Below are 24,500 nucleotides of genomic sequence, written 5' to 3' on the forward strand. Positions count from 1 at the left end.
GGGGCAACCCGAGGCAGCCCGGATCCTGGCGTTGGATTCCTGCGCGCCCGGCCCCGCTCGCGGCGTGCGCGGGGCGCGCGGGCGTGCGAGGCGAAAAAAGGGGGGCTCAGGCCACGAGCCCCGGCAACGGCCCGGTGCACACGCCGGGAATGCCGAACGTGGTCACGTCGTCGAAGCCCATGGCGTTGCACACCGACACGAGCAGGTCGTTGTGCGGCAGGTCGGCGTACTTCAGATAGCGGCCCATCTTGAGGTAGCCGCCCGCGCCGCCCGCGAGCACCCAGGGGATGTCCCTGTACGTGTGCGTGTTGCCGACGCCGAGCTCGTTTCCCCAGAGCAGCAGCGTGTTGTCCAGCACCGAGCTGCCGTCGACCTCCTTCGCGAGCGCCAGCTGATCCAGCACGTATTTCACCTGCTCGCTGTGCCAGACGTTGATCTTCACGAGCTTCTCGTTCGCGACCGCGTCGTCGTCGCCGGCGTGGGAGAGCTCGTGGTGCTCCTCGTTCACGCCAATCCAGGGATAATATTGCCAGCTATCGGCGTTGGCCCACATGAACGTGGACACGCGGGTCATGCCGCAGATGTGCGCGAGCAGCATCAGATCGGTCTGCAGCCGGCCAACCTTCGGATAGTTCTCCATCGCGCGTGTGTCGAACTTCTCCGGCATCGTGAGCGGCGTGCACGAGACCGCGCTGCTCTGCAGCCGCTGCTCGATGTTGCGGATGCCGCCGAGGTGCGCCTCGAGCCGCGCCTTGTCCTCGGAGCTGACGCGCGTCTTCAGGCGGCCGATATCGTCCTTGAGGAAGTCGAGCACGCTCTGGCGCTCGGCGATCAGCCGCTTCAGCTCCGTTTCGGACAGGTCGGCGTTGGCGAAGATGCGCGAGTACATCTGGAATGGATCGTCGACCGCCGTGTTCGGCTGGTTCGGACCGCGATACGAGATGACGCGGAGCGGCTCCTGCCCCTCGATGCGCACGCCGAACTCGAGCGACGGGAACTGGCTGTTCCCGCCGATGCGACTGGCGATGTACTGATCGACCGAGATGCGATCTGCCCAGCCGGCGGGGCCGCCCGCGCCGGTGAAGCTGCCGGCGAGCAGCGAGCCGCCCGTGAGCATCGCGCCGGGGCCCTTCATGTGGGGGCCGCCGGGCTTGTTCTCGCTCGGGACGCCGAGCTCGTCCTCGACCGTCGAGTTCATGTGTACGCCCTTGAGCACAAGCATCCTCTGTTTGTGCTCCTCGAGCGGCGCCAGGATCGGGCCGAGCGAGAGCGGCGCCTCGTGCGCGTCCCCCGGCGGGAAGAACGCCGAAGGCACCGTGCCGTTCGCCGAGAAGATGCCGATGAAGCGCCTGGCGCCAGGCTGCTTTGCGTCCTGTCCAAACACCGTGGCGCTCCGCCAGACGGGGCTCGTGAGCGCGACGGCGAGGGCGCTCAGCCCACCCAGCAGCTTGCGGCGGCTGATCTGGGTGCGGAGATCGATCGGGCCTCTTCGGTTCATGGCGTCTCCTTCGTGTCGATCGCGCGACGGTAAAGGAAGGCGTCCGTCTCCACGACGGCGCGGGGGAGGGCGTTCAGATCCTGGCCGGCGGCCTTGAACGTCTCGAGCAAGCGCTTCATCGAGCAACCATCCATGTCCTGCTCGAAGCGGGCGATCGCGAAGCGGAACCACTGGCGCGCCACGCACTCTTCGACCTCGGCGCTGCCCGCGAGCCTCTCGCCGAGCTCGGTCACGCCGTCGAAATCGCCGTCGATGTCGCGGGTGGCGATGACCTTGCCGCTCGCGTCGACCGGCTCGCCGCCGTCGAGCTCGCGGTAGCGGCCGAGCGCGTCGTAGTGCTCGAAGCCGAAGCCGATCGGGTCGAGCAGCTGGTGGCAGCCGACGCAGCCCGGGTCCACCTCGTGCTGCCTCAGCCGCTCGCGGGTCGAGCTGCTCTGGTCGACCTCGGGCGGCTTGGGGATGTTGGCCGGCGGGGCCGGCAGCTGCTGGCAGAGCAGGGCCTCGCGCACGAACTTCCCGCGGTAGATCGGCGAGCTCTCTGCGGGCTTCGCCTGGATGGCGAGCAGCGCCGGGAGCGTCAGGATGCCCGAGGCGGTGCCGTCGGTGCGCGTGAGCGCCTGGAAGGCGTCGTCGCCGGTGACGCCGTAATACCCGCCGAGCTCCTTGTCGTAGAAGACCGTCGTCGAGGTGAGGAGCGCGCTCAGCGTGCCGCCCTCGCTGTTGAGCACGTGGTCGAAGAAGGCGTCGGCCTGCCCGCGCAGCGACTCTCGGAACGACCGCGATTGCCATTCGGGGAAGGCGTCCGCGTCCTTCACCGCGCTGTTCAGGCCGTTCAGGTGCATCCAGCTGCCGAGGAAGCGATTGACGAGCTCCTTGCCGCGCTCGTCCTCGAGCATCCATTCGAGCTGCTCGGCGACGCCCTCCTTGGTGGTCAGGCTGCCGTCTTCGATGGCCTCGTTCAGCCTGGCATCTGGCAGGGTGCCCCACAGCATGTAGGAGAGGCGAGCCGCCACCTCGTACGGAGAGAGCTTCACCGCTCGTCCGCTCACCTTTTCCGAGGTGCCGATCTCGACGCGGTAAAGGAAGCGCGGCGATTGCAGCATGCCGCGGAGCAGGAGCTCGACCCCGTGCTCGTAGCTCGTCTCCGCGCCCACGCTGAAGAGCTGGAGGTGTCGCTCGATGTCCGCCGCGTCCGTGATCGGCGCGCGGTAGGCGCGGGCGCCGAAGCGCACGACGAGCTGGCGTGCGCACTCGCGCGCCTCGGCACCGGCCTCGCAAGGCGCGATCTCCTCGAGCGCCGTCGGATTGCCGACGATCGCCGCGGCGATGACGTCCGCCGCGGTCTGGAAGTGCTCGAGCTCGACCTGCGTCACGTCCGGCTGCAAGAGGCCGAACGCCGACGCCTCGCTCGCGGGGCCGAGCGCCGCATCGAGGCCGGGCACGTCGCCGACGAGGTCGCGCACGGTGTTCAGGTACTGCTCCCGCGAGAGCAGGCGCATCGGAGAAGGCCCAGGATCGATGTCGTCCGCGTCGCACCGCAGCGTCTCGACAGGGCCCATCGACCCCGAGCCCGAGCTGCCGCTGCTGCTCGAGCTGCCGCTCGTGCCGTCCGCGGGCGGCGAGCCGTCTTCGCTGCCCAGGTTGCCGATGCACGCCGACAGCGCGAGCGCCACGGCGAGCAGGCCCACGCTTCCGTGGACCGTGAACTTATCAATCGATGATGTAGTCATTCAGTGCTCCGCTCGAGGCTGCTGGCTACTCCGGGGTCGGTGGGAGACCAGCTCGGGCGCGATCACCTTTTTCGTCATCGAAACGCGGAGGCATTTCGATTGGGTACGAAGAGGTGTGCCGGTGGTCGACGAGCTCCGACCCGATGGCGGGAGCGCCGTCGGCTCACGGCCCTTCGATACGACAGCACACCGAGCAATCGTAGGCTTCGAGCAATTCACGCCCGGCGCACGCGACGTCGCCGCACGCGGTTCCCTTCAAGGAGCCGCAGCTCGGGAGGCATTCACCGGCCACCTCGATCGAATGCGGCGGATCGCAGGGCGTGTCGTTCCCGGGAGGCTCGTCGCCGTCCGGCGTGAAGTACAGCCGATCCAGCTGGACGCCGTCGACGGCGTTCGCGATGACGAGCTCGTGAGCTCCGGCCGAGAGGGAGAAGCGGAGCGGCTCGCCGTAGCGCGTGTTGTCGTGGAAATCGTCCCAGAACCAGATGTCGCCGACGCTGATGCGCCAGAGGTACCAGGTGCCGCCGTCCACCTGGAACCAGAAGCGGTTGTTGATCGCGTTTGGAGCGTGGATCCGCCCCCAGATCAGGTACTCTGCGCCGCTCGGCGCGTCGAAGCGGTAACGCGCTCGCGCGAGCCCCGGCGCGTCGTCCGAGGTCATCCCGGCGGGGGGCATTATGAAGCGGCCCTCGGAAGCGCGGCTGTCTTCACCCACGGTGAAGCCATCGGTCAGCTCTCCGAGCTCCGCCTCGATGTACGAAGATCCGGACACGACGGGCGTCCAGGCGCCCACAGAGGCGATCTCCGCATCACACCCGGAGGCCGCAAGGCAGCCGAACGCCACGATGCGAGCGGGCGACCAGCGCTTCACGGCTGATCCAGAAACCGCTTCAGCTTCGCGCTGTGGGGGCTCTTGGGATACTGCTTCACGAAGGCCTGAGCGCGCCGCTTCGCCTCCTGCGCGTTGCCGCGCGCGGCCAGCACGTCGATGGCCAGCACCTCGCGCTCCTGCCGGAGCACGCCCTTCGGGAACTGCGCGCGCAGGCGATCGAGGATCGCCGCGGCCGCCGCCGCGTCGCCGGAGCGCAGCGCGGCGCGCGCTTCCGTGAGCAGCGCGCTCTCCGCGCGCAGCAGATCGGTCTCCGTCGGCTTCGGTCCGCTCGGCCTCCGGGTTGGCTCTTCCCCGGTGGAGGCATCGAGCGGCGGCTCGGGAGGAAGCGCCTTGGGCTCAGGCGCCGGCGCCACCGGGGCCTGCGGCGCCTCGGCCGGCGCGCGTTCCGGGGCCGCAGCGCGGGGCGGCGCAGGCGCCTCGGCCGAGGAGGAGAGGGCCCAGTACCCTCCGCCGAGCAGCAGGCCGCCGCCCACGAGCACCGCCGCTGCCTTGAGCGAGAGCGCCGATGACAGCAGCGAGCCGACTCCAGGCTTCGTCGCGGCAGCCGCGCTGGAGCCGGCCGCGGCGCCGACGATGGTGCCTGCCGCCAGCTGGCCCGCGATGCCGCGCCATGCGCGCTCCTTCGCGCCTTCGGGCGGACCGACGTGGCGCACGCTCCCCAGGAGCTCCCGCTCGATCGGGTCCGCTCCGCTCTTGATGCTCAGCAGCCGTTCCGGATCGCCCATCACACGGCCTCCTTTCGGCTCGTGTCTTGTATCAGCGCGAGGCGCTTGACCTCGCGCGAGAACGTCTCGCGCGCCAGGCGGAGGCGCGAGCGCACGGTACCCACGGAGATGCCCAGAAGGTCCGCGATTTCCTGGCCCGACATCTCCTCGAGCTCGAACAGGACGAACACGAGGCGCTGCGGCTCCGGCAGCTTGTTCAAGATGGCTTCTGCCGCCTGGGCGCGCTGCCGCGACTCCGCGCTCAGCGCGAGCTCCTCGGACGCGCCGCCGTAGAGGTCCATCTCTGCGGCGTCCGTCGCGACCTCTCGCCGGAACCGCGCGGAGCGCCGGTAGTCGCTCGCCACCCGCTGGCAGATGCCGAAGAGCCATGTCGTGAGGAGCGAGCGACCCTCGAACTCGGGAAGCTTGACGTGCGCCGTCAGGAACACCTTCTGCGCCAGGTCGAGCACGTCCGCCTCGCGCACCCCGAGGCGCCTGAGCGAGCACCAGACGAAGTTGAAGTGCGCGTCGTAGAGGGCTCGAAACTCGGAGTCCGGTGTGCTCATGCCCGTAACGTCGAGGTGACCTGTCAGCGAACGAGATGAGCAGACACCGCGAGCTCTGGCGCGGAATTGTGCAGGGACGAGTTCACTCGGCCAGCTAGTGGGGATGCCGGCCCGAGACGATCACAAAAAAATGCGCGTACACGGCGGGGCGGCTACCCTCGCGTCGTCCCGATGCGGAGGCGTCGCGCTCTTTCCGTGGTCTTTTGTGCGATGCTTGCCGCTTCTGGGACCGCCACGGCACAAACCGAGCCGTTTCTGAGCGTGACGCGCGGTGCTGGCGCCGAGAGCTGCCCGGACGCGGCGCGCCTCATCGAGCGCGTCGAGCAGCTGCGCGGTCGACCGGAGACGGGTGCGAGCGGCGCCTACCTCGTCGAATTCACCCGTGGTCCAGATGGCTTCCACGCCTCCATCCGCAGCGGGAGCAGCGCGCGCGAGCTGCACGATCGCAGCCGCAGCTGCGCCGCGCTCGAGCAAGCGACCGCGGTCACGCTCGCGCTGCTGCTCGACTCCGACGCCCGGGAGCCGGCCGTGCGAGCTCCGGAGGCCGACGCGGGCGCCGGGTCTCCGACTGCCCCTGAAGGGGCGGCGTCTACCCCAGCAGCGCCGGCGCCTTCGCCCGAAGCTCCGGCGGCGCCGGCGCTCGCGCGGCCCGAGCCCGCGGGCGCCGGCGGCGAGCCGCGGGGCGAGGCTCCGAGCTCGGAGCGTGGCGCCACGCGGCTCACGCTGGGGGTCGGCGCCGCCGGCCTGTTCGGCGTGGTGCGCCCCTTCGCGCCTGCGCTCTCGGCGGAGGTCGGCATCGGTGGCGCGCAGTTTCGAGCGGCGATTGGCGCGCTCTGGCTCGTTCCTCAGACGCTGGAGCACGGACCGGGCGAGCTCCGCGAGACGATGCTTGGAGGCGTCGTGCGCGCCTGCTTCGCAGCTGCTGGCACGGAGGTGCTGCGCCTTGACGTGTGCTCCGGCATTCACGCTGGCCGGCTGAAGGCGGCGGCGAGCGGCTTCACGCGGAACGACGCCGTCGAGAAAACGTGGCTGGCGGTGCCGATCGAGCTGTCGCTGGCGAGCCTGGCAGGCCCGCTCGGCTTCGAGGTCGGTGCCGCCGCGCTGGTGCCGCTCCGGCGCAACGATTTCTCGGTGGATGGCGTGGGGGTCGCGTACAGGTCGCCGCCGGTCGGTGTGCTGGTGTCGCTCCGCGGCGTCGGGGTCTGGGTGCTTTAGATGCTCCCACGCCGCCGCTCAGCTGTCCGCGCGATCACCCGCTCGAGACAGGGTGGCGACCAGTTGCTCGGCCGCGCGCGCTGGGTTGCCGGCGCGGAGCGCGTCGCGGAGCATCGGGATCGAAAGCGACGCCCTTGAAGGGCCGTGGGACGTCGCGACGTGCCGGCGCCGCCTCGCCAGGGGGTCCGGGTCGATCTGGAACCGAAACGGAGGGCCTCGGAGGCCGCCGCGGGAGGTCGCGACGTGCCGGCGCCGCCTCGCCAGGGGGTCCGGGTCGATCTGGAACCGAAACGGAGGGCCTCGGAGGCCGCCGCGGGAGGTCGCGACGTGCCGGCGCCGCCTCGCCAGGGGGTCCGGGTCGATCTGGAACCGAAACGGAGGGCCTCGGAGGCCGTCGCGGGAGGTCGCGACGTGCCGGCACCCCCTCGCCAGGGGATGCGGGTCGATCCGGAACCGAACGGGCGACCTGGAATCATCGGAAGGACCGATCCGAAACCGGAGCGAGTGCGCTGGCGCGGTCCTTGGACTCACCGCACCCGTCCGGTTCATCCCCGTCTGCGCGGGGACGACGGCCGGGCACGTCGAGGCCGCGGTGTTCATGGGAGTTGCCCCTGTGTGCGCAGGGCCGGATTCTCTCTCGCCCTACGCATCTCCTGAGCGACGATGAGCAGGGGGCTCGTCTACCAGCCATGTGGCGCCCGGGTTCACTGTCGCTCGACGGACACCGGGACGCAGCGTAAGCGCTTCTGAGCTCAATCCTCGTGGGTGTGGGTGCCGCTCGAGCACCGCATCGTCGGCTCAGACGCCCACGGCTCCGCGTCGCTCCCCCGCCGAGCCCTCGCGTGCAGGCGGATGCCTCGCTCCTGGTGCAAAGAATGCGATCCTCCCGTCCGTCATCGCCCCGGTCCATCGCGGTCCGTGCCTACGGCGATCGCTGTCGCCAGGGGATCTGACGTCCATGGCTGCGCTAATCTCGCGCGCTCCGTGCATCTCGGAGACGTTGCGGTCGGGAGCATCGCCTCCGCGGCCATTCGTACGAAGCCAGGGAGGAGTTCTGCCGAGCGCAGCTACGGAACAGGCGCCGCCAGTGCTGGGAGAATGTGCATGCCAGCTCCCTTGGCTGGCTCGTCTATTGCACGGTCGAGTTCTCGTACTAGCTTCGTCGCATGGATGAGAAGGATTCGCCGATCGCGGAGCGTCGCTACAGCGTGGAAGGTCAGCCTGGGCGCGAGATCATCTTGAAGATTGGACGGCCGTTCGAGGTGAGCCCTCCTGGGGTGGACTGGGCGTGTGCCGTCGTCTTCGAGGGCCTGGACGACGGATGCAGCAAGTGCGTGTACGGGATCGACGGTGTGCAGGCGATCCAGCTCGCGATGCAGTACGCGCGCAACCAGCTGGAGGCCTCCGGGCTGCAGCTCCTGTGGATGGATGAGGAGCCGGGCGATCTGGGGCTCCCGCGCCCGATCGAGAGCTCGGTCGGCGTATGGTTTCAGCGCGAGCTCGAGCAGATGATGGAGAGTGAGCAACGCAGGATGCACGAGATCGTGCTCCAGCTCGGCAAGGTGCGCGAGCGGCGCCGGAAATCGACCGGAGCCTAGCGCACCGATCACGTTGGAGTTCCGAGGAAATCAACAGAAGGGAAGAGCAACCGCAAGGGCGCGAGGGGCGCAAGGGGAAGGCAAGAAAATATCTCGTCTCTGGTCCCTTGCGCCCCTTGCGCCCTTGCGGTTGCTCTCTTTCCCGCATTCGTTTTGCTTCCTGGAAGATCGGCTGGGGCTTACAACCCATTGGATTCAGGTAAGTTTCAACCCGTTCGGTGCTCTAGCTTCGGCGCGGTGCCCGTTCCATCCCGTGGGCGGGGTCGATCGATGCGCGATCCTTTCCTCGACGGCTCCTCCTCCGTCGAGAAGGCGGCGCGCCCCATCACATCGTTTCGACCGACTTGAGCATCTCCGGGATGAAATGGAGCCTCGGCCGGAGCAGCCTGTCGCGACGCCCGGGCTGCCTCACCTGGAGCATGGCGCCGGTCGCGGAGCTGTTCGAGGCATCCAAGAGATCGTCGGTGAACGTGTAACTATAATTCTCTACCTTGCTCGGTGTCTTGTCCTGCGCAGCGGCCTCGGGGATCGAGACGCCGAGAAACAGCAGCGTGGCTGTGACTGAAATAAGCGATCGCGGCTTCATCATGCCTCCTCGCCTTTATCGGACACGAGCGAGGTCCACAGATTGGGACCCTTTTTTGCCGAGCTCGATGTCGCGTCCGGAGCACGCGGAGGCGGCCGCGGCCAGCGCGCGCGGAGCGCCCCGTCGGGGATGCCCGCTTCCGGCCGCGGGTAGCCCCAGGGGGACGATGCACCCCTGCGTTCTGTGCCGACAGGCGCGCTCGATGTCGTTGCGGAGGGCTTCCCGGACGGACCGCCGGATCCGGTGACAACGCAGGTGACATCGCTCTCCTTCCGCGTAGAATCGGGCGCGATGCTCACCTGCAGTCGAAGGGGCATGGCGGGCGGCCTCATCGCCGCCGTCGTCGCGGCGCTCTCCGTGATCGTCCCCGCCGGAGCGGCAGGCGCGAGCGAGGAGGCTCCGGCCAAGGTGGCGAACGGCATCGCCGTCGGCGTTCAGCTGGAGGCGCTCGCGGACGTCAAGGTCGCGCGCGCCGAGCTCGCCCGGGGCTCCAGGGTGAGCGTGGCCAGGCTGATCGAGCGTCAGGGACAGCTCACCGCCGTCGACGTCGAGCTCGCTGACGGCCACATCGCGCGCGTGGCGATGGCGACGGTCCGCAAGTCGTTCCGCGTCCTCTCCGAGTAGCCTCTCCCGAGCAGCCTTTCCCAGCAGCCGCCCTCTCCCGGTAGCCGTCCTCTTCGGCTAGCCGGCTTCTTCGCCCCCGCGCGCGATCGCGGCTAGGGTGCCGCCCATGCGGAACCCCGCCAAGGTGCGCGTCGCCGTCCTGTTCGGCGGCCGGTCGGCCGAGCACGAGATCTCCCTCCTGTCCGCCCGCTTCGTCGTCGAGGCGCTCGACCGCGATCGCTTCGAGCCGGTGCTCGTCGGCATCGACAAATCCGGCCGCTGGCGGCTCCAGGAAGAGGCGCTGCTCCTCAGCGCCGCGCGCGACCCCCGCCTCGCCAAGCTCAACGAGGCGATGCCGGAGATCGCCCTCGACGCCCACCCGGGGCCCGCCGGCGAGGCGACGCTGACCGTGCCGGGCGGCGAGCGCTCCCCGGTCGACGTCGTCTTCCCCGTCCTGCACGGGCCCACGGGCGAGGACGGCTGCGTCCAGGGCCTGCTCGAGCTCGCCGGCGTCCCGTACGTCGGCTCCGGCGTGCTCGGCTCCGCCGTGGGGATGGACAAGGACGTGATGAAGCGCCTGCTCCACGAGGCGGAGATCCCCATCGTGCCGCACGTCACGCTCCGCCGGGCGGCGTGGGACCGCGATCGCGCCGGGTGCCTGGAGCAGATCGCCGCCCTCTCCCCCGCCGGCAGCGCCGGCTTCGGGCCGATCTTCGTGAAGCCCGCGAACCTCGGGTCGTCCGTCGGGGTCCGGCGCGTCACCGCGCGCTCCGAGCTCGAGGCGGCCGTCGCGCACGCCTTCGAGTTCGACCTGAAGATCGTCTGCGAGCGCGGCATCGAGGGCGTGCGCGAGATCGAGTGCGCCGTGCTCGGCGACGACGACCCCATCGCCTCCGTGCCCGGCGAGATCGTGGTCGGGCACGCCGACGGCTTCTATTCGTACGCCGCGAAGTACATCGACGCCGACGGCGCCACGATCCGGATCCCGGCCGACCTCTCCCCGGCCGAGGCGAACGCCGTGCAGGTGGTCGCGCTCCGCACGTTCCGCGCGCTCGAGGCGTCGGGGCTGGCCCGCGTCGACCTCTTCCTCTCCCCCGATCGCGCGCTCTACGTGAACGAGATCAACACCCTCCCCGGCTTCACGGCCATCTCGATGTACCCGAAGCTCTGGGAGGCGAGCGGCATCCCCCCTCGCGCGCTCGTCGAGCGCCTCATTGCGCTCGCGCTCGAGCGCGGCGCGCGGAAAGCCCGCCTCAGGACGAGCGCCTAGCGCCCCGCAGCGGCGGTCAGCCCGCGTCGAGCCGCACGCCGGGGGCGCCGAGCGCGGGCCGGCGCACGAGGCGCGGGCCGAGCGCCTCGAGGATGCGCGCGTGGCGCTCGGCGGGCGCCCACAGGAGGATGTGCCCGCCGCCGCCGGCGCCGCACATCCGGAGGACCTCGACCCCGAGGCCGTCGAGCCGCCGCTCCAGCGAGAGCGCGATCGCGCTCGCCGCCCTGGAGAGGCGCACCTTCGCGGCCGCGCCCCGGCGCATGCCCGAGAGCACCAGCGAGAGCGAGCCGATCTCGAAGCCGCGCGCGACCTCGCCGGCCGCCGCCACGAGCTCGGCCTTCGCGTCGCACGCCGAGCCCGCGTCCATCCGATCCAGCACGTCGCCCGACACCCGCCGCACCTCGGTGTCCACGAGCAGCAGCCCCGCCGAGAGCGCGGGTAGAAGATCCGGGCACCCGATCGCGAGCGGCCGCACCCCGGAGCAGCCGCCGGCGTCGAAGGTGAGATCGAGCAGCCCCCCGAACGCCGCGAACACCTGATCCTGCGCGCCGCACGCGTTGCACAGGCGCTCGCGCTCGATCGCGACCGCCTCGCGCGCCAGATCCTCCGGCGTGACGGCCTCTCCGACCGAGGCGCGCAGCGCGAACAGCGCCGCCACCGCCACCGACGCGCTGCCGCCCAGGCCGGCCCCGGGCGACGTCTCGCTCTCGACCCGCAAGGCGACGCCGTCGCCCACGCCCGTCGCGGAGAGCGTCGCCTCGAGCAGGCGGAAGGCGAGATCGTCGCGCGGAGGATCCGCGCGGCGCCGCAGGAGGACGCGCCCCCCTTCGGCGCCCGCGCCCTCGGCCGGCGGCGGCTTCGTCCGCCCCTCGCCGCGCGCGGCGAGCTCGAGCCGAACCCAGCCTCGATCGAACGGCTCCACGATCGCGCGCACGCGCAGATCGATCGCCGCCCCCACGACGCGCCCGCCGTCCTGTCGGGCGACGCCCGGCAGGTCGCTGCCTCCCCCGGCGAAGGAGACGCGCATCGGCGCGCTCGATGCCGCGCGCCACAGCGGGCTTCGCAGCGTTCGCGGCGCGGAGAGGGTGCCGGCGCAAGGGGTGTTCATGCTGTCCTTCGGCGCGAGCGCGACCCGCCGGGACGCGAGCCCGTCCCAGGGACCGAGGCGGAGCGCCCCGCGGCGGCACCCCGTGCAGGGAGCAGGCCATCGATGGAGCGCCCGGCGTGCACGCACGCCCGCGCCCGGCCAGGGCTCGCGCCGCACGCTCCCGGTCCCGCCCTCCGGCGGGTGCACGCGCGTCGCGCCGCCTTCCTTTCCGTTGGGTTGTGGACGGAGATCGCGGGAGCGGCCGGGTGCGCGTCGCGCCGCCCGCGGGCCGCGCTCGGTCTCGCGCAGCTCCGCTCGGTTTCGCTCAGTTCAGGTCCTTGCTCGCGGGCTCGCTCCGCGGCGAGGGCTGCGCGCGGGCCGCGTCGAGGATCCGGTCGATCACCCTGAGCCCGGCCGCGAACATGTCCCGCTCAGCCCGCTCGCCACCGGCGTGCACCTCGGCCGCCTTCTCGCGGAGGGAGAGCGCGTCGCGGCGGATGACCGGGAGGCGGGCCGCGGCCGCCGCCTCGGCGATGCACCCGGCGAGATCGTAGATGAGGAACGCGTCCTCCTCGCTGATCCGGGCCTCTGCGCGGCGTCCCGCGGCGCGCGCGCGCCCCGGGGCCGCGCCCGCGCGATCCCCCCGGGCGTGCGGCGTGACCTCCAGGTCGTCGTCGTCCCCGAGCGAACCCGAGGAGACGCGGTCGAGCAAGCTGGTCAGCTCGGCGCGGTAGGCGGCGAGGACCAGCGCGCAGAGGGCCCCGCGATCGCGCAGCGAGAAGAGGATCAGCTCGAGGAGCCGGTCGGACCGGGTCGCGCAGTTTTGCATCGCTGCCTTGTACGGCGTCCGCCCACGGGACCTCAATCCAGAACGCCACCGCCCACGGTGGATCGACCCTCCAGCGCGGGGCGCGTTACGCATCGAGGGCGCGCGCCGGCCGCGGAGGCGCGGCGAGACGCGGCGAGACGCGCCAAAACGCGCCGAAAACCTGATCGCGTGGGGGGGCCCACGCGGCGGTTGCGGAGCTGAGCCGGATCGGTCAATAGGTCCGACCCTCCTGCGTCAACGGGCCGCGACGGATGTCTGGCGTGCTGACGCTCCAGCTCAGCCTGTCACCTCATCCTCCATCGCACCGGCATCCCTGTGACCGCGAATCGTTCTACGAGCCCCACCCACACCGCAGAGCAGTCCACCGCGCCGTCCTCGGCCACCGTCATGACGTCCGCCCGGCCCGCGCCGCCCACGCCGCCCACGTCGCCCATGTCGACCGACGGCGCGCCCGGCGCCGGGCTGAGCGAGGGCGGCGCGGCGATCGTGCGCGAGGAGGAGGCCCTGCTCGCCCGCGTCACCGCGCACCTCGCGGCGAGCGCGACAAAGCCGTCGCGCCCGCCGCCCGTCGAGAACTACGAGGAGCAGCTCCTCTCGCTGCGCGATCAGATCGCGGCGGCGCGGCTGGAGGACGTGCCGGCGCTCGTGCAGCAGATGGAGCGCCTGCAAGGGATCGCCGCGCGGCGGAACGAGAACGTCGTCGAGCCCGTCGATCCGAAGTCGCCCTACTTCGGCCACCTGCGCCTGCGGGAGAAGGGCCGTCCCGAGCGCGACGTCCTCATCGGGCGCACGACGCTCGTCGACGCGAGCGCGGGCGTGCGGATCGTCGACTGGCGCCACGCCCCGGTGAGCCAGATCTACTACCGCTACGAGGAGGGCGCGGAGTACGAGGAGACCTTCGGCGAGCGCGAGGTCGAGGGCACTGTGCTCGTGCGGCGCACCGTGACCATCGACGAAGGCGAGCTCTACCGCATCTCGGCGCCGCAGGGGACGCTCGTGCGCGGGCCCTCGGGCGGCTTCCGGGAGATCGCGACGCGGGCGACCGAGCTCTCCGGCGGCCAGGGCAGCGCGGTGCGCCCCGAGGACATGCGCGACATCGCGCGCGCGGCGGCGGGCGGCGCGCGCGGCGGGCTCGGGACCGGGGCGGCGTTCCACGCCCGCGAGGACCGGCACCTCCCGGAGATCGCGGCGCTCCTCGACCCGCGGCAGTTCGAGCTCATCTCGAAGCCGGACGCCGGCATCGTGGTCATCCAGGGCGGCGCGGGCAGCGGCAAGACGACGATCGGCGTCCACCGGCTCGCCTTCCTCTCCTACAACGGAGGCCGCCGCTTCACCGCCGACAAGATGCTCGTCATCGTCGGCAGCCCCGCGCTCCGCGCGTACATCAGCGAGGCGCTCCCCGCGCTCGGCCTGGGCGGCATCGCGGTCGAGACGTTCTCCGAGTGGGCGCGCGCGGCCCGCAAGCGCGCGTTCCCGTGGCTCGAGGCGCCGGTCGAGGAGAACACGCCCTCGGTCGTGACCCGCTACAAGACCCACCCGGCGATGCTCCACCTCCTCGAGCAGCGCGCGGCGGAGCTCAAGGACGACGCCCGGGCGCGGCGCGACTCGCGCGGCACGCTCGCGTTCTGGGCCGACGTGCTCACCGATCTCGACCGGGTGACGGCCGCCTTCGAGGCGGCGGGCGACCCCGAGTTCGGCCCCGAGCAGGTGAAGCGCGCCTGGCGCTGGTGCGCGGATCGGTGCCCCGCCGTGCTCGATCTCGACCCCGGCGATCGCGCCGAGCGCAAGGCGGCGATGGCCGACGAGCCCGCGGACGATGACGACGACCGGGGCGGGGACGGGCGCGAGGTCTCGAGCGACGACCGCGCGGTGCTCGACCCCGAGGACGACGCGCTCCTCCTCCGGGCGTACCAGCTGCTCCGGGGCGAGCTCCGCAAGGGGAAGAACGTGCTCGTCTACGAGCACCTCTTCGTGGACGAGGCGCAGGATCTCGCGCCGATCGACCTCGCGGTGCTGCTCGGCGTGGTGGCCGAGCCGCGCAGCGTGACGCTGGCGGGCGACACGGCGCAGCGGCTGTTCATGGACTCCGGCTTCCGCGACTGGCGGGCGACGCTCGACGACCTCGGCCTGTCGCGGGTCGACGTCGAGCCGCTGCGCATCGCGTACCGCTCGACGCGCGAGGTGCTCGCGTTCGCCCGCGCGGTGCTGGGCCCGCTGGCGGATCCGACGCCGCCCCTCGCCCCCCGCAGCGGGGCGCCGGTCGAGCACCACCATTTCCCGAGCGCCGGCGCGGCCGTCGCGTTCCTGGCCGACGCGATCCGCCCGCTGTTCGCGCGCGAGCCCCGCGCGACGCTGGCGATCCTGGCGCGCCACCCCGAGCAGGCGGACGTCTACTACGACGCCCTCAGGATGGCGGAGATCCCGAACCTCCGGCGCGTGCGCGCCTACGAGTTCGCGTTCCGCCCCGGCGTCGAGGTGACGGAGGTCCGGCAGGTGAAGGGCCTGGAGTACGACTACGTGGTGCTGATCGACGTGAACGCCTCGACCTACCCGGCGGACGACGAGTCGCGGCACCTGCTCCACATCGGGGCGACGCGCGCGGCGCACCAGCTCTGGGTGATCTCGACGGCGGCGCCGTCGCCGCTCCTGCCGGACTGGCTGGGCTGAGGGCAGGGACGGGGAGGGACCGCTCGGCCTCAGCCGAGGTCTGCCCGCTCTCGGCAGGCCTCGGCAGGCTTCACAAGGCCCCAGAAGACGCGGATGGACACAATCGACACCGGGCCCTGAGAGAATCCTTGACCGCAGCGAGGCTGTGAGTAGATTCCCTCTCGCGCGGTGGAGCAGCCTGGTAGCTCGTCGGGCTCATAACCCGAAGGTCGTGGGTTCAAATCCCGCCCGCGCAACCACGACCCAAGCAGCAAAAGCAGCAAAGGCAGCAAGAGGACGCGAGGATTGGCCGAAAAGGCCACCTCGCGTTTTTCGTTTTCAGGGCCCATCTGGTGGGCACCAAGGTTGGTGCCGGAGAGGCGGTCTGAGCGCTCGCGCCGTCGGGTTCTTTCAGGCAAGCGGCGCTCGTCGCGCGCGTTGCCTGCTCGCCTGGGGCCTGTCTCTCGGGAGAGGTCCAGGTCGTCCCGGCGGCGTCGTGCGCCCTGGCTCCCGGCCATTCCGTCAGAGCGCGGCCGACACGGAGCGGCTCGAGCTCAACGCTCGAGCTCAAGAACGACGAGCGACATACCGCTCCTGGAACACCGAGCGTCGATGCTGCGAGCTCAATCGCTCTCCGCGGCGCCGGCGCGCTGCCGCGCCGGTGCCCTGTCCGTCAGTGGCGGGCGCGTGGAGCGCGGGAGATGGGCTTGTGCTGAGGAGAGCTGACTCCATCAGCTGGTGATTCGCCGTGTGGCGGTGTCAAGGCCGCTCCTTACTCGCGGCACCCTCCGGCAGATGGGGGCCGCGGTCGACCGCGCGCGAGATCCGGTCCGGTCGGACCCTTCGCGGAGGGACCGTCCGCTACATGCCGTCCCGCGATCGCGCCCGCTGCGCGAGCGAGAGGTTGTATAAGTAGCTCCTGCCGGCGCGGCGTCGCTCGGGAAGCGCGCAGCGCCACGCTGCCCGCGCAGGTGCGGCTCAGCAGCGCCACCTCCCCGGCCCGAGCCCGCTCACGGCGCAGCCGCGCGCCGCGCCGTAACGCGCGCCGCGCCGTGAGCAGCGCGGCGAGATTTGCGCGCGTCTGTCGCGCTTCGTTGCGCTTCGTTGCGCTTCGTTGCGCTCCGCTGGCGTCGTGCGCGCGCTTCCACGGGCGCCCTGCCTACGGCGCGACCCTCTCGCCGCGCCGTAGGCAGGCGCCGGCTCCGTGATGTAGGATGGCGGTAGAGGCGGCTCCTGTGCTCTGAACACGCGCGCCGCGGCGCGCAACTCACCGGCGCATTCCCGGTAACCTCCAGCGGACAACCACGATGGCCAAACCGAACGATCCCTTCGCACCCTCGACCAACACGCGCGGCGCCGCGACGCCGGGGGATGCTGCCAAGCCGCAACGCAGCGTCAGCGCGCCGGCGCCCGCGGGGCGGTCGATGCCCGCCGCCGGGCCCGCCACCCAGCGAGGTCCGGGGGCCTACGGCGCGCCCGAGTTCCTCAACAAGGCGCGCAGCGCGCAGCCGCCGGAGCTCCTGAGCCAGCGCACCATCGAGCTCGTGCAGGGGTCCTGGGCGAAGGTGATGCCCATCTCGGACGCCGCGGCGGCGCTGTTCTATGAGCGGCTGTTCACGCTCGATCCCTCGGTGCGGCCGCTGTTCAAGAACGATATCGGCGAGCAGAAGAAAAAGCTCATGCAGACGCTCTCCGTGGCCGTCGATGGGCTGAACAACCTGGGCAAGCTCGTGCCGGTGCTCCAGGGGCTCGGCGTGCGGCACCAGGGTTATATGGTCGTCGATCGCCATTACGACCTGGTGGGCGAGGCGCTGCTCTGGACGCTGCGCGAGGGGCTCGGCGACGCCTTCTCGGCCGACGTCGAGTCCGCGTGGAAAGAGGTCTACGGCGTGGTCGCGGACGTCATGAAGAAGGCCGCCGCGGCGCACGCGGCCGTGGGCGGCGCGCAGGCGCACCCCTCGCCGGCGCCGGGCGGGCGGGATGCACCTCGGCTCGGCTCCCCGCAGCCGGCGCAGCGCTCGGCGCCCGTGGAGCACGCGGTGCAGATGCCGAAGTCGGTGCCGCCGCCCTCGTCGACAAAGGCCTCGCGGACGCTCGTCGGGGTCGTGCCGCCCTGGCAGGGCGACCCGCCGCCGCCGCCCGCGGCCGCGCCCGGGGCGGCGCCCGCCGGCGCGCCGATCAGCCTGCGGACCATCGAGCTCGTGCAGCGATCGTGGGCGAAGGTGATGCCCATCTCGGACGCCGCGGCGGCGCTCTTCTACGAGCGCCTCTTCGAGCTCGAGCCGTCGGTGCGGCCGCTGTTCAAGAACGACATGGCCGAGCAGAAGAAGAAGCTCATGCAGACGCTCGCCGTGGCCGTCGATGGGCTGAACAACCTGGGCAAGCTCGTGCCGGTGCTCCAGGCGCTCGGCGTCCGGCACCACGGCTACATGGTCGTCGATCGCCATTACGACGTGGTGGGCGAGGCGCTGCTCTGGACGCTGCGCGAGGGGCTCGGCGACGGCTTCAACCGCGACGTCGAGTCGGCGTGGACCGAGGTCTACGGCGTGATCGCGGACGTCATGAAGAAGGCGGCCGCCGATCACGTCGCGGCCGGGGGCGCTCGCAAGGCCGACCCCGCGCCCGCGCGCGAGCGCCCGCAGCGGCCGCCCATGTCCGAGCAGCGCGCGCCGGCGCCGTCGAGCGTCACGGAGGTGATGCCGGCGAAGAGGCGCCCTGGCCCCCTCGACGAGGACGCCGACACGCTTCATTACCAGACCAACCCCGCCCACGAGGCTCTGATGAACAGCGGTATCAACCACGACGAGCACCGGCCGGGGGCGCGCCCGGCATCCGCCGCGCCCCCGGCCGCCGCGACCGCGAGCCCGCAGGGGCTCGTCATCCCCTGGGGGGGCCAGGACATGGTCGTCAACGTCCATGTCAAACTGGACGGTCCGCTCGTGACGGTCCCGGTCGCTTCGTCCGCGATGGCGCCCGCGCCGGCGCCTGTCGTGCTGGAACCGACGGGCCCGAGCGGCCTCGCCGCGGGGCTCGCGATCGCCCTGCTCTCGATCGCCTCCTCGATGGCCACGGCCATCCTGATGACGGTGGGCGGGGGCGACAAGGCCGCGGCCGCCGCGGCGGACAAGGCGGTGCCCAACATCGCGTCCCTCGCGACCTACGCCGTGCCGATCATCGTCACGGTCCTCGTCCTCTCCGCGTTCACGATGGGACACATCCTGGGGCGGGGTCGGGCGCGGAGCGAGGCGGGGCCCGGCGTGGGGCCCGTGTGAGCTCCGCGTGCGGGTCGTGAGCGGGTAGTGACCTGAGCCGGCGCATTCGCCCTGCGAGCGCAGGGGTTTGATGGCAAGATGGGAATGAGAGTCCGATGATCGCGGAGCCTGCGAGTACGCTGACCCACCTGGCAGGACAGTGGCTGGGACCATTTCAGCTGATCCAGCTGCTCGGCATCGGCGCGATGGGCGCCGTGTACCTGGCCAAGGACAGCGTGCTCCAGCGCGACGTCGCGGTGAAGCTCATCGCGAAGGGGAGCGCGGACACCGATCCCGATCGGCGCGACCGCTTCCTGCGCGAGGCGCGCGCGGCGGCGCGCCTCCTCCACCCGAACGTGGTGCAGATCTTCCAGGTCGGCGAGGACGAGGACGTCCGCTACATCGCCATGGAGTACGTCCACGGTCTGACGATGGCGCAGGCGGCCAAGCAGCACGGCGGCCGCTTGCCGGAGCAGTTCGGGATCGAGAAGATGCGGGAGGCCGCGGCGGCGCTCGAGCTCGCGGCGTCGTTCGGCATCTCCCACCGCGACATCAAGCCCGCGAACCTCCTCCTCAACGCGTCGGGGACGCTCAAGATCGCCGACTTCGGCCTGGCGTCCCACCCGGAGAGCGGCCCGCTCGGGGGCAGCTCCGCCCGCACGCTGGAGGGCACGCCGTTCTACATGAGCCCGGAGCAATGGACCGGGCAGGACATCGCGCCTCCGTCGGACATCTACAGCCTCGGCTGCACCTTCTACCATCTGCTGGTCGGCAGGACGCCGTTCTCGGCGCGGGATCTCGCCGGCTGCTTCCAGGCGCACTGCCACGCGCCCGTCCCGGATCCGAAGCTGTCGATGCCGGACATCGATCCGCTCCTCGCGGAGCTCTTGCGCCGCTGCATGGCGAAGAGGCCCCAGGAGCGGCCGTCGGCCGGGCACATCGTGGCGTTCCTCGAGGACATGCTGATGCTCCGGCGCAGCAGCGTCCGGCCGCGAGAGCTCCCGGAGCCGAAGAGCGCGATGCTCGGCTCCCCCGCGGAGCTCGCCGACACGCGGATAAGCCAGCTCCCGGCGCCGCCGAGGGGCCCGCTCACGACGCCGACGGGCACGATCCTTGTGAACAGCTCGACCGCCGTCGGGCACTTCACCGGCCAGTACAGCTACCGCGATCACTTCGGGCTGACAGGATATCCATTCAGCGACATCCGGCAGCCGACCTTCTTCTGGGACGCGGGCCCTTATGCCTGGATCCTGAGGACGCTGGCGTCGCAGATCGTCGCCGGGCAGCGCCCGGCGATCCTCGTGGGCGAGCCGGGGAGCGGCCGGACCTTCGTCTGCGAGATGATCAAGAACAAGGTCCCGCGGATCCACGTCTTCTCGCTCGAGCCGCAGCTGCTCTTCGGGACGCGGCCTCTCGTTTCGCTCTGCAGGCAGGTGGGGGCGTCGGCCATCTCGCCGACGCTGAGCCAGCAGTTCCTCGTCGACGCGTTCCTCGGGCAAGCGCTCCTCCGCGCCGGTTCGGACGCGATCGCGGTCCTGGTCATCGACGGCGTCGATCCGGAGGATCACGATCTCCTGATGGAGCTCCATGACATCCTGCGCTGCGCCCCGGCGGGCAAGCTCTCGATGATCCTGGTGGGCGCCCCCGATCTGCCGGCGACCCTCGCGTCGAACGGCGTACCGCGCGAGCTCTACTCCGGCGCTCAGTCGCTGCTCTTGCCCGGGATGACGCAGCAGGAGATGATCGAATACATCGATTTCAGGATGCGTTCGGTCGGCGGGAGCAGGCGGGGGATCCAGCTGGACGTCGCGTCGCAGCAGCTGCTGCACGCGAGGAGCGGCGGCAGCCCGAAGCTCATCAACATCTACTGTCATAACGCGCTGACGATCGCCGCGCTTCAGGGCGAGACCGAAGTGAGCCTGTCGTCCATCCGCCTGGGGATGAAGAGCAAGAGCTATCTCACCGCCGAGGCGGCGACGAATCTGATCCGGGGCTGAGCTGGGCGCCCCTCTGTCCTCGGGCCTGCCGGGCTGACCTGCGCGCCGGGCAGGCCCCGTGGCCACACTTGCTCCGGCGTCAGTCGGTACACTGATGGGTCTCTTCCGGCCTTCCGCCGAAGGCGGCGATAGGGACGGTCCAGGTGCGGGGCCGCCGATCGCCGCGCACGTACTCGCGCACGCCATCTGCCGCGAAGAACCCGGTCGTCGCGCGGTGGAGCTCCGGGAACTCGTTCAGGAGGCCGGTGTGCAAGGGCATGACGGACTCCAGGACGAACGCCATTGCGGCGTCGGCCAGGGCATAGCGGCCGGGGAGGACCCAGTGCTCGGCGTCGGCGCGCGTGCGCATGAAATACGCCTCCAGGCGCTCGAGTCTCTCGCCGGTGGCGGCGCGGTGATCGGCGCGGACCTCATGGAAGCGCGGGTTCCAGAAGAGCGTAGCGATGTCCATGAACACCTCGTGTGCGGTCTCGGCCACCTCGTCGATGCGCGCGCTCTCCTCGCTCGTGTCGCCGTAGAGCTTCAGCTTGCGCGCTAGATAGCGGTTGATCGCCTGCGATTGACTGAGGGTGAGCTCGCCGTCTTGCAGCACAGGCAGCTGCCCGAACGGCGTACATTGAAGGAAGCGCCCCTGGGTCTCTGGTTGCATCCAGCTCTCCAGCGGAACGACCTCGATGTCGTAAGGCGCCCCGACCAGCTCCAGCATCAGCCGGGCAACCTCGACGCGCCCGCGCGCCGCAAAATAGGTCAGCTTCATTGGCATCCCCTCCCGATCCCTCCGGCGTTCGCGCCGACCCTATGGAGCACAGCCGCCACGCTGGCCACCTGCTGCCGCCAGAGCCGCGAAGCGGTCCGAGACCCACCCTGCTTTGGCACACGGAACAGCGAGCGGGCTCGCCCGTCTCCTGTGCGGGCGAGCCCTGCTCTAGCTGTCGTTGCCGGCCGCGGGGGGCGCGCTCGGCGGCGCGACGGGGAGGGGGACGGGGACGGGGATGGGGACGGGGTCGCGTCCGGGCATTGCGGCGAGCACCGCCGCGTCCGTCATCGGCGCGCGCGGCACGTTCAGCGCGCGTCCAATGCGCGCCCTCGAATGCTTGTCGTCGTCGATGCACCTGCCGCGCGTGTATGCGCTGAGCCGGTCGCGCGGGTCCTGCTTGCGGCACGCCCCGAAGGATCCCCTGATCAGCGCGAGCCCGGAGCGAAAGCATTTCTCGCGATCACCGACGAGGTCCGCGTGCGACCACCCCTCCCGGGTCTTGCCGGCGCCGACGCGGATCTGGAGCAGGCAGGAGTCGAGCCCCGAGCCGCGCGCGAGCTTCCCGATCCCGAGGTCGACGTCGCGACGGTAGCCGCTCTCGAAATAGGCGATCGATAAGAGCAGCGCCATCGTCTCGGCTCGACCGCGCGGGCCGCCGAAGAGCGGCTTCAATGCGGGATCATAGGCAACCTTCGCCGCCGCGCGCGCGATCTCGTGGTAGCGCGCGCGGCCGTCCTCGGGCGTCTCGATCGCGTCCTTGATGAAGCTCTTCCCAGGCGGGGCCCATGTCATCATGATACCGACAGCCCACGCGATAATCGTATCCATAAGACATGTAAGGTCCTGGGCTACCTCGGTGTCAAGCAATTCGGACAGCCTGGCTGGGATAGTCGTCGTGCGTTGTATGAGCGCGTGCCGCCCAGCGTGCATTATAACGCCCTCGTCAAATCGCCAATGATTTAGGAAGCGGTGCGTCGTAGGTGGTGCGCAGTGGATTTCGCATGTAATTGCGTTCAGTTGCGCCGGTTGCGTTCAGTTACGTCAGTTCCGTCGGTTACGTCGGTTACGTCGGTTACGTCGGTTACGTCGGTTGCGCTCGGCCTTGCGAGATTGCAGGCGAATTCGCGTCGAGTCGTATCGTGAGCTCGCCGCGGGGCTCACGAATGGGATCGGTCGCCTCCGGTTCTCGAGAGCGCGCTCTGACAAATCCTCATTGGGTCGGGATTCAGCAGAAATTTGAACAGGGAGGCGGGAGGCGGGGAGGATGATGGGATTTCATTTCCCTTCTCCCCGCCTCCCCGCTTCCCTGTGAATTCTCCCGAAAAATTCGAGGGGACGTTCAGGTGCGCGACTGGCCCTCACCGGGCCGGGAACGATGATGTGCTGCGCGCGTCATGCCTTCTCGGCGGCGTCTTCTTCGGAGGTCGCCCGCGTGTCCTCGAGGCGGTCGACAGCGCGCAGCTCCGGGAACAGCCATGCCCAGAGCAGCACGACAGCGATCGTCCCAAGGCCCCCGAACACCACGGTAGGGACCGTCCCGATGAGCCTCGCGAGGGTGCCTGACTCGAGCTCTCCGAGCTCGTTCGAGGCGCCGACGAACACCATGTTGACCGCGCTGACGCGGCCGCGCATCTCGGGCGGCGTGGCGAGCTGCTCCAGGGTCATCCGCACGACGACGCTCACCATGTCGGCGGCGCCCATCACGGTGAGCGCGACGAGCGAGAGGGCGAAGCTCCGCGACAGGCCGAACACGACCGCGGCGACGCCGAACAGCCCGACGCAGAGGAGCATCCTCGGCCCGGCGCGCCGCGCGATGGGCCGGAAGGCGAGGACCACGGCCATGAGCCCGGCCCCCACGGCGGGCGCGGCGCGCAGGAGGCCGAACCCCTGCGGGCCGACGTCGAGCACGTCGGTCGCGTAGACGGGAAGCAGCGCGACCGCGCCGCCCAGGAAGACGGCCACGAAGTCGAGCGAGATCGACGCGAGGAGGACCTTCTTCCGGTAGACGTAGCGCAGCCCGGCGAGCGCCGTGGCGAGCGACGGCGGCTTCTTCTCGAGGCGGCCGGTGCGCGTCCGCACCGCCAGGGGACCGGCGCACGCCGCGGCGAGCGCGAGGCTCGCGCTCAGGTACACGGGCGCGGGCGCCTTCCAGAGCGCGTAGAGCAGCCCGCCCAGGCTCGGTCCGCCGATGGCCCCGACCTGCCAGAGCGTCGATTGCCACGTCACCGCGTTCTGAAAGTGAGCCGTCGGCACGAGCGTGGGCAGGAGCGCCGAGCCCGCCGGCCCCTGGAAGGCGCGCACCGTGCCGAGGAGCACGAGGACCGCGTAGATGGCCGGCAGGCTGGGGCTCGGCGAGCGCGCGAGGAAGAAGAGCCCGAGCGCCGCGAGCGCCGACGTGAGGTAGCAAACGACGAGGATCCCCCGCCGATCGAAGCGATCCGCCGCGTGCCCGGAGGCGAGGGACAGCCCCGCGACAGGGAGGAACTGGGCGAGCCCCACATAGCCGAGCGCGAGCGGATCGCGCGTGAGGTCGTAGATCTGATACCCCACGGCGATCGATTGCATCTGGTACGCCACCGTGGCCAGGAGGCGAGCCGCCGCGTAGACGCGAAAATCGCGCGACGTGAAGGCGGCGAAGGGCGACGAGGGCTTCAGGGCGGCGGCGTCGGCGACCATGAACGAGTCCGGGGGACGTTCATGGCGCATTCCAGCGGGGGTCGCCAGGATGCGCTGCTGCGGTACCCTCCGAAGCGCTCGGGATCCGGGTCGCCGCGCAGCGCGCTCTGTGAAGTGGAGACGAAGTGCGGCCAACACGGCCAATCATCGGGACGGTCACGGTCGCGTGGCTCAAGCGCGGAATGCTGGCGCTCCGACCTGGACCTGTGGTAAGCGGCAGCCACACATGATGCTCCTCGGACACGACACCTCGCCGGGACGGGCACGCGACCTCGCCGAGCAGGCATGGCGCGCCTGGACGCTGTTTGGCGGCCGCTCCCGACGCGGCCGTGACGGTAAGCGCGACGACGACGACGACGACGATCTCCCGCGGCCGAACGCGATCCTCACGTGGTTTCCGCTGCTGGGTCGCGCCGTCTCGCCGCTGCCTGCCTGATCCGCGCGCCGCTCGGCGGCCGTTCCTCGTCAGCCTGAGCGACCCCTGATCCGCGCGCCGCTCGGCGGCCGTTCCTCGTCAGTCTGAGCGATCCCTGATCCGCGCGCCGCTCGGCGGCCGCTCGCCGTCAGTCTGAGCGACCTCCCGATCGGCGCGCCG

At 70.9% G+C, this 24,500-nt stretch carries 19 protein-coding genes and 1 tRNA gene; 9 read left to right on the forward strand and 11 right to left on the reverse strand.

The genetic code is table 11. The features are described from left to right. Window positions 1-106 precede the first annotated feature (106 nt). From WME90_RS03145 to WME90_RS03165, 5 genes are all read right to left on the reverse strand, one after another. The gene (locus WME90_RS03145) at window positions 107-1,498 is read right to left on the reverse strand and encodes a DUF1552 domain-containing protein (RefSeq protein WP_437279566.1); all 1,392 of its coding nucleotides are present in this window, start codon (window positions 1,496-1,498) and stop codon (window positions 107-109) included. Beyond that, entirely contained in the window at window positions 1,495-3,228 is a 1,734-nt protein-coding gene (locus WME90_RS03150; RefSeq protein ID WP_437279567.1) for a DUF1592 domain-containing protein, read from the reverse strand. Before WME90_RS03150 ends, WME90_RS03145 begins: the two co-directional genes overlap by 4 nt. A gap of 163 nt (window positions 3,229-3,391) precedes the next feature. Beyond that, complete coding sequence (locus WME90_RS03155; protein WP_437279568.1) at window positions 3,392-4,099, reverse strand: hypothetical protein; 708 nt, start codon at window positions 4,097-4,099, stop codon at window positions 3,392-3,394. Then, window positions 4,096-4,845 (reverse strand): tetratricopeptide repeat protein, encoded by a 750-nt coding sequence (locus WME90_RS03160; protein ID WP_437279569.1) that lies wholly within the window; start codon window positions 4,843-4,845, stop codon window positions 4,096-4,098. The genes WME90_RS03155 and WME90_RS03160 overlap by 4 nt, the downstream gene beginning before the upstream one ends. Then, window positions 4,845-5,390 (reverse strand): RNA polymerase sigma factor, encoded by a 546-nt coding sequence (locus WME90_RS03165; RefSeq protein WP_437279570.1) that lies wholly within the window; start codon window positions 5,388-5,390, stop codon window positions 4,845-4,847. Before WME90_RS03165 ends, WME90_RS03160 begins: the two co-directional genes overlap by 1 nt. 261 nt (window positions 5,391-5,651) lie before the next feature. Between WME90_RS03165 and WME90_RS03170 the strand changes: the two genes are divergently transcribed. Together WME90_RS03170 and WME90_RS03175 are read left to right on the forward strand one after the other, a co-directional pair. Beyond that, complete coding sequence (locus WME90_RS03170) at window positions 5,652-6,605, forward strand: hypothetical protein (RefSeq protein WP_437279571.1); 954 nt, start codon at window positions 5,652-5,654, stop codon at window positions 6,603-6,605. Between the two features lie 1,166 nt (window positions 6,606-7,771). Further along, a complete protein-coding gene (locus tag WME90_RS03175; protein WP_437279572.1) occupies window positions 7,772-8,203 on the forward strand; it encodes a DUF6968 family protein in 432 nt (143 codons plus the stop codon). A 325-nt stretch (window positions 8,204-8,528) separates the two neighbouring features. Here WME90_RS03175 and WME90_RS03180 read toward each other — a convergent pair whose 3' ends face one another. After that, entirely contained in the window at window positions 8,529-8,792 is a 264-nt protein-coding gene (locus tag WME90_RS03180; protein WP_437279573.1) for a hypothetical protein, read from the reverse strand. 288 nt (window positions 8,793-9,080) lie between these two features. Here WME90_RS03180 and WME90_RS03185 point away from each other — a divergent pair, with 288 nt between their 5' ends. Together WME90_RS03185 and WME90_RS03190 are read left to right on the forward strand one after the other, a co-directional pair. Further along, window positions 9,081-9,413 (forward strand): hypothetical protein, encoded by a 333-nt coding sequence (locus WME90_RS03185; protein ID WP_437279574.1) that lies wholly within the window; start codon window positions 9,081-9,083, stop codon window positions 9,411-9,413. Window positions 9,414-9,519: 106 nt separating this feature from the next. Continuing rightward, complete coding sequence (locus tag WME90_RS03190; protein ID WP_437279575.1) at window positions 9,520-10,662, forward strand: D-alanine--D-alanine ligase family protein; 1,143 nt, start codon at window positions 9,520-9,522, stop codon at window positions 10,660-10,662. 16 nt (window positions 10,663-10,678) lie between these two features. Here WME90_RS03190 and WME90_RS03195 read toward each other — a convergent pair whose 3' ends face one another. Together WME90_RS03195 and WME90_RS03200 are read right to left on the reverse strand one after the other, a co-directional pair. Further along, entirely contained in the window at window positions 10,679-11,689 is a 1,011-nt protein-coding gene (locus WME90_RS03195) for a GHMP family kinase ATP-binding protein (RefSeq protein WP_437279576.1), read from the reverse strand. 385 nt (window positions 11,690-12,074) lie between these two features. Beyond that, window positions 12,075-12,578, reverse strand: coding sequence for a hypothetical protein (locus WME90_RS03200; RefSeq protein ID WP_437279577.1), 504 nt, complete (start codon window positions 12,576-12,578; stop codon window positions 12,075-12,077). A gap of 387 nt (window positions 12,579-12,965) precedes the next feature. On the opposite strand from WME90_RS03200, the gene WME90_RS03205 reads away from it, so the two are divergent. From WME90_RS03205 to WME90_RS03220, 4 genes are all read left to right on the forward strand, one after another. Then, on the forward strand, window positions 12,966-15,245 hold the full coding sequence (locus WME90_RS03205; RefSeq protein ID WP_437279578.1) for an ATP-binding domain-containing protein: 2,280 nt from the start codon (window positions 12,966-12,968) through the stop codon (window positions 15,243-15,245). A gap of 162 nt (window positions 15,246-15,407) precedes the next feature. Beyond that, window positions 15,408-15,484 (forward strand) — tRNA-Met (locus tag WME90_RS03210). Between the two features lie 1,047 nt (window positions 15,485-16,531). Continuing rightward, window positions 16,532-18,496, forward strand: coding sequence for a globin family protein (locus WME90_RS03215; RefSeq protein ID WP_437279579.1), 1,965 nt, complete (start codon window positions 16,532-16,534; stop codon window positions 18,494-18,496). Between the two features lie 95 nt (window positions 18,497-18,591). Next, window positions 18,592-20,472 carry a protein kinase domain-containing protein gene (locus WME90_RS03220; protein ID WP_437279580.1) on the forward strand — a complete coding sequence of 627 codons (1,881 nt, stop codon included), beginning with the start codon at window positions 18,592-18,594 and terminating at the stop codon, window positions 20,470-20,472. 79 nt (window positions 20,473-20,551) lie between these two features. Here WME90_RS03220 and WME90_RS03225 read toward each other — a convergent pair whose 3' ends face one another. From WME90_RS03225 to WME90_RS03235, 3 genes are all read right to left on the reverse strand, one after another. Further along, complete coding sequence (locus WME90_RS03225) at window positions 20,552-21,229, reverse strand: glutathione S-transferase family protein (protein ID WP_437279581.1); 678 nt, start codon at window positions 21,227-21,229, stop codon at window positions 20,552-20,554. A gap of 168 nt (window positions 21,230-21,397) precedes the next feature. Beyond that, window positions 21,398-22,024, reverse strand: coding sequence for a hypothetical protein (locus tag WME90_RS03230; protein WP_437279582.1), 627 nt, complete (start codon window positions 22,022-22,024; stop codon window positions 21,398-21,400). Between the two features lie 597 nt (window positions 22,025-22,621). Further along, window positions 22,622-23,935: an MFS transporter gene (locus tag WME90_RS03235; protein WP_437279583.1), complete on the reverse strand. Its 1,314-nt coding sequence runs from the start codon at window positions 23,933-23,935 to the stop codon at window positions 22,622-22,624. A gap of 196 nt (window positions 23,936-24,131) precedes the next feature. Between WME90_RS03235 and WME90_RS03240 the strand changes: the two genes are divergently transcribed. After that, window positions 24,132-24,341 carry a hypothetical protein gene (locus WME90_RS03240; RefSeq protein ID WP_437279584.1) on the forward strand — a complete coding sequence of 70 codons (210 nt, stop codon included), beginning with the start codon at window positions 24,132-24,134 and terminating at the stop codon, window positions 24,339-24,341. Window positions 24,342-24,500 lie beyond the last annotated feature (159 nt).

This window comes from Sorangium sp. So ce375, from assembly GCF_051473855.1.
In the GTDB taxonomy this organism is placed as follows: domain Bacteria; phylum Myxococcota_A; class Polyangia; order Polyangiales; family Polyangiaceae; genus Sorangium.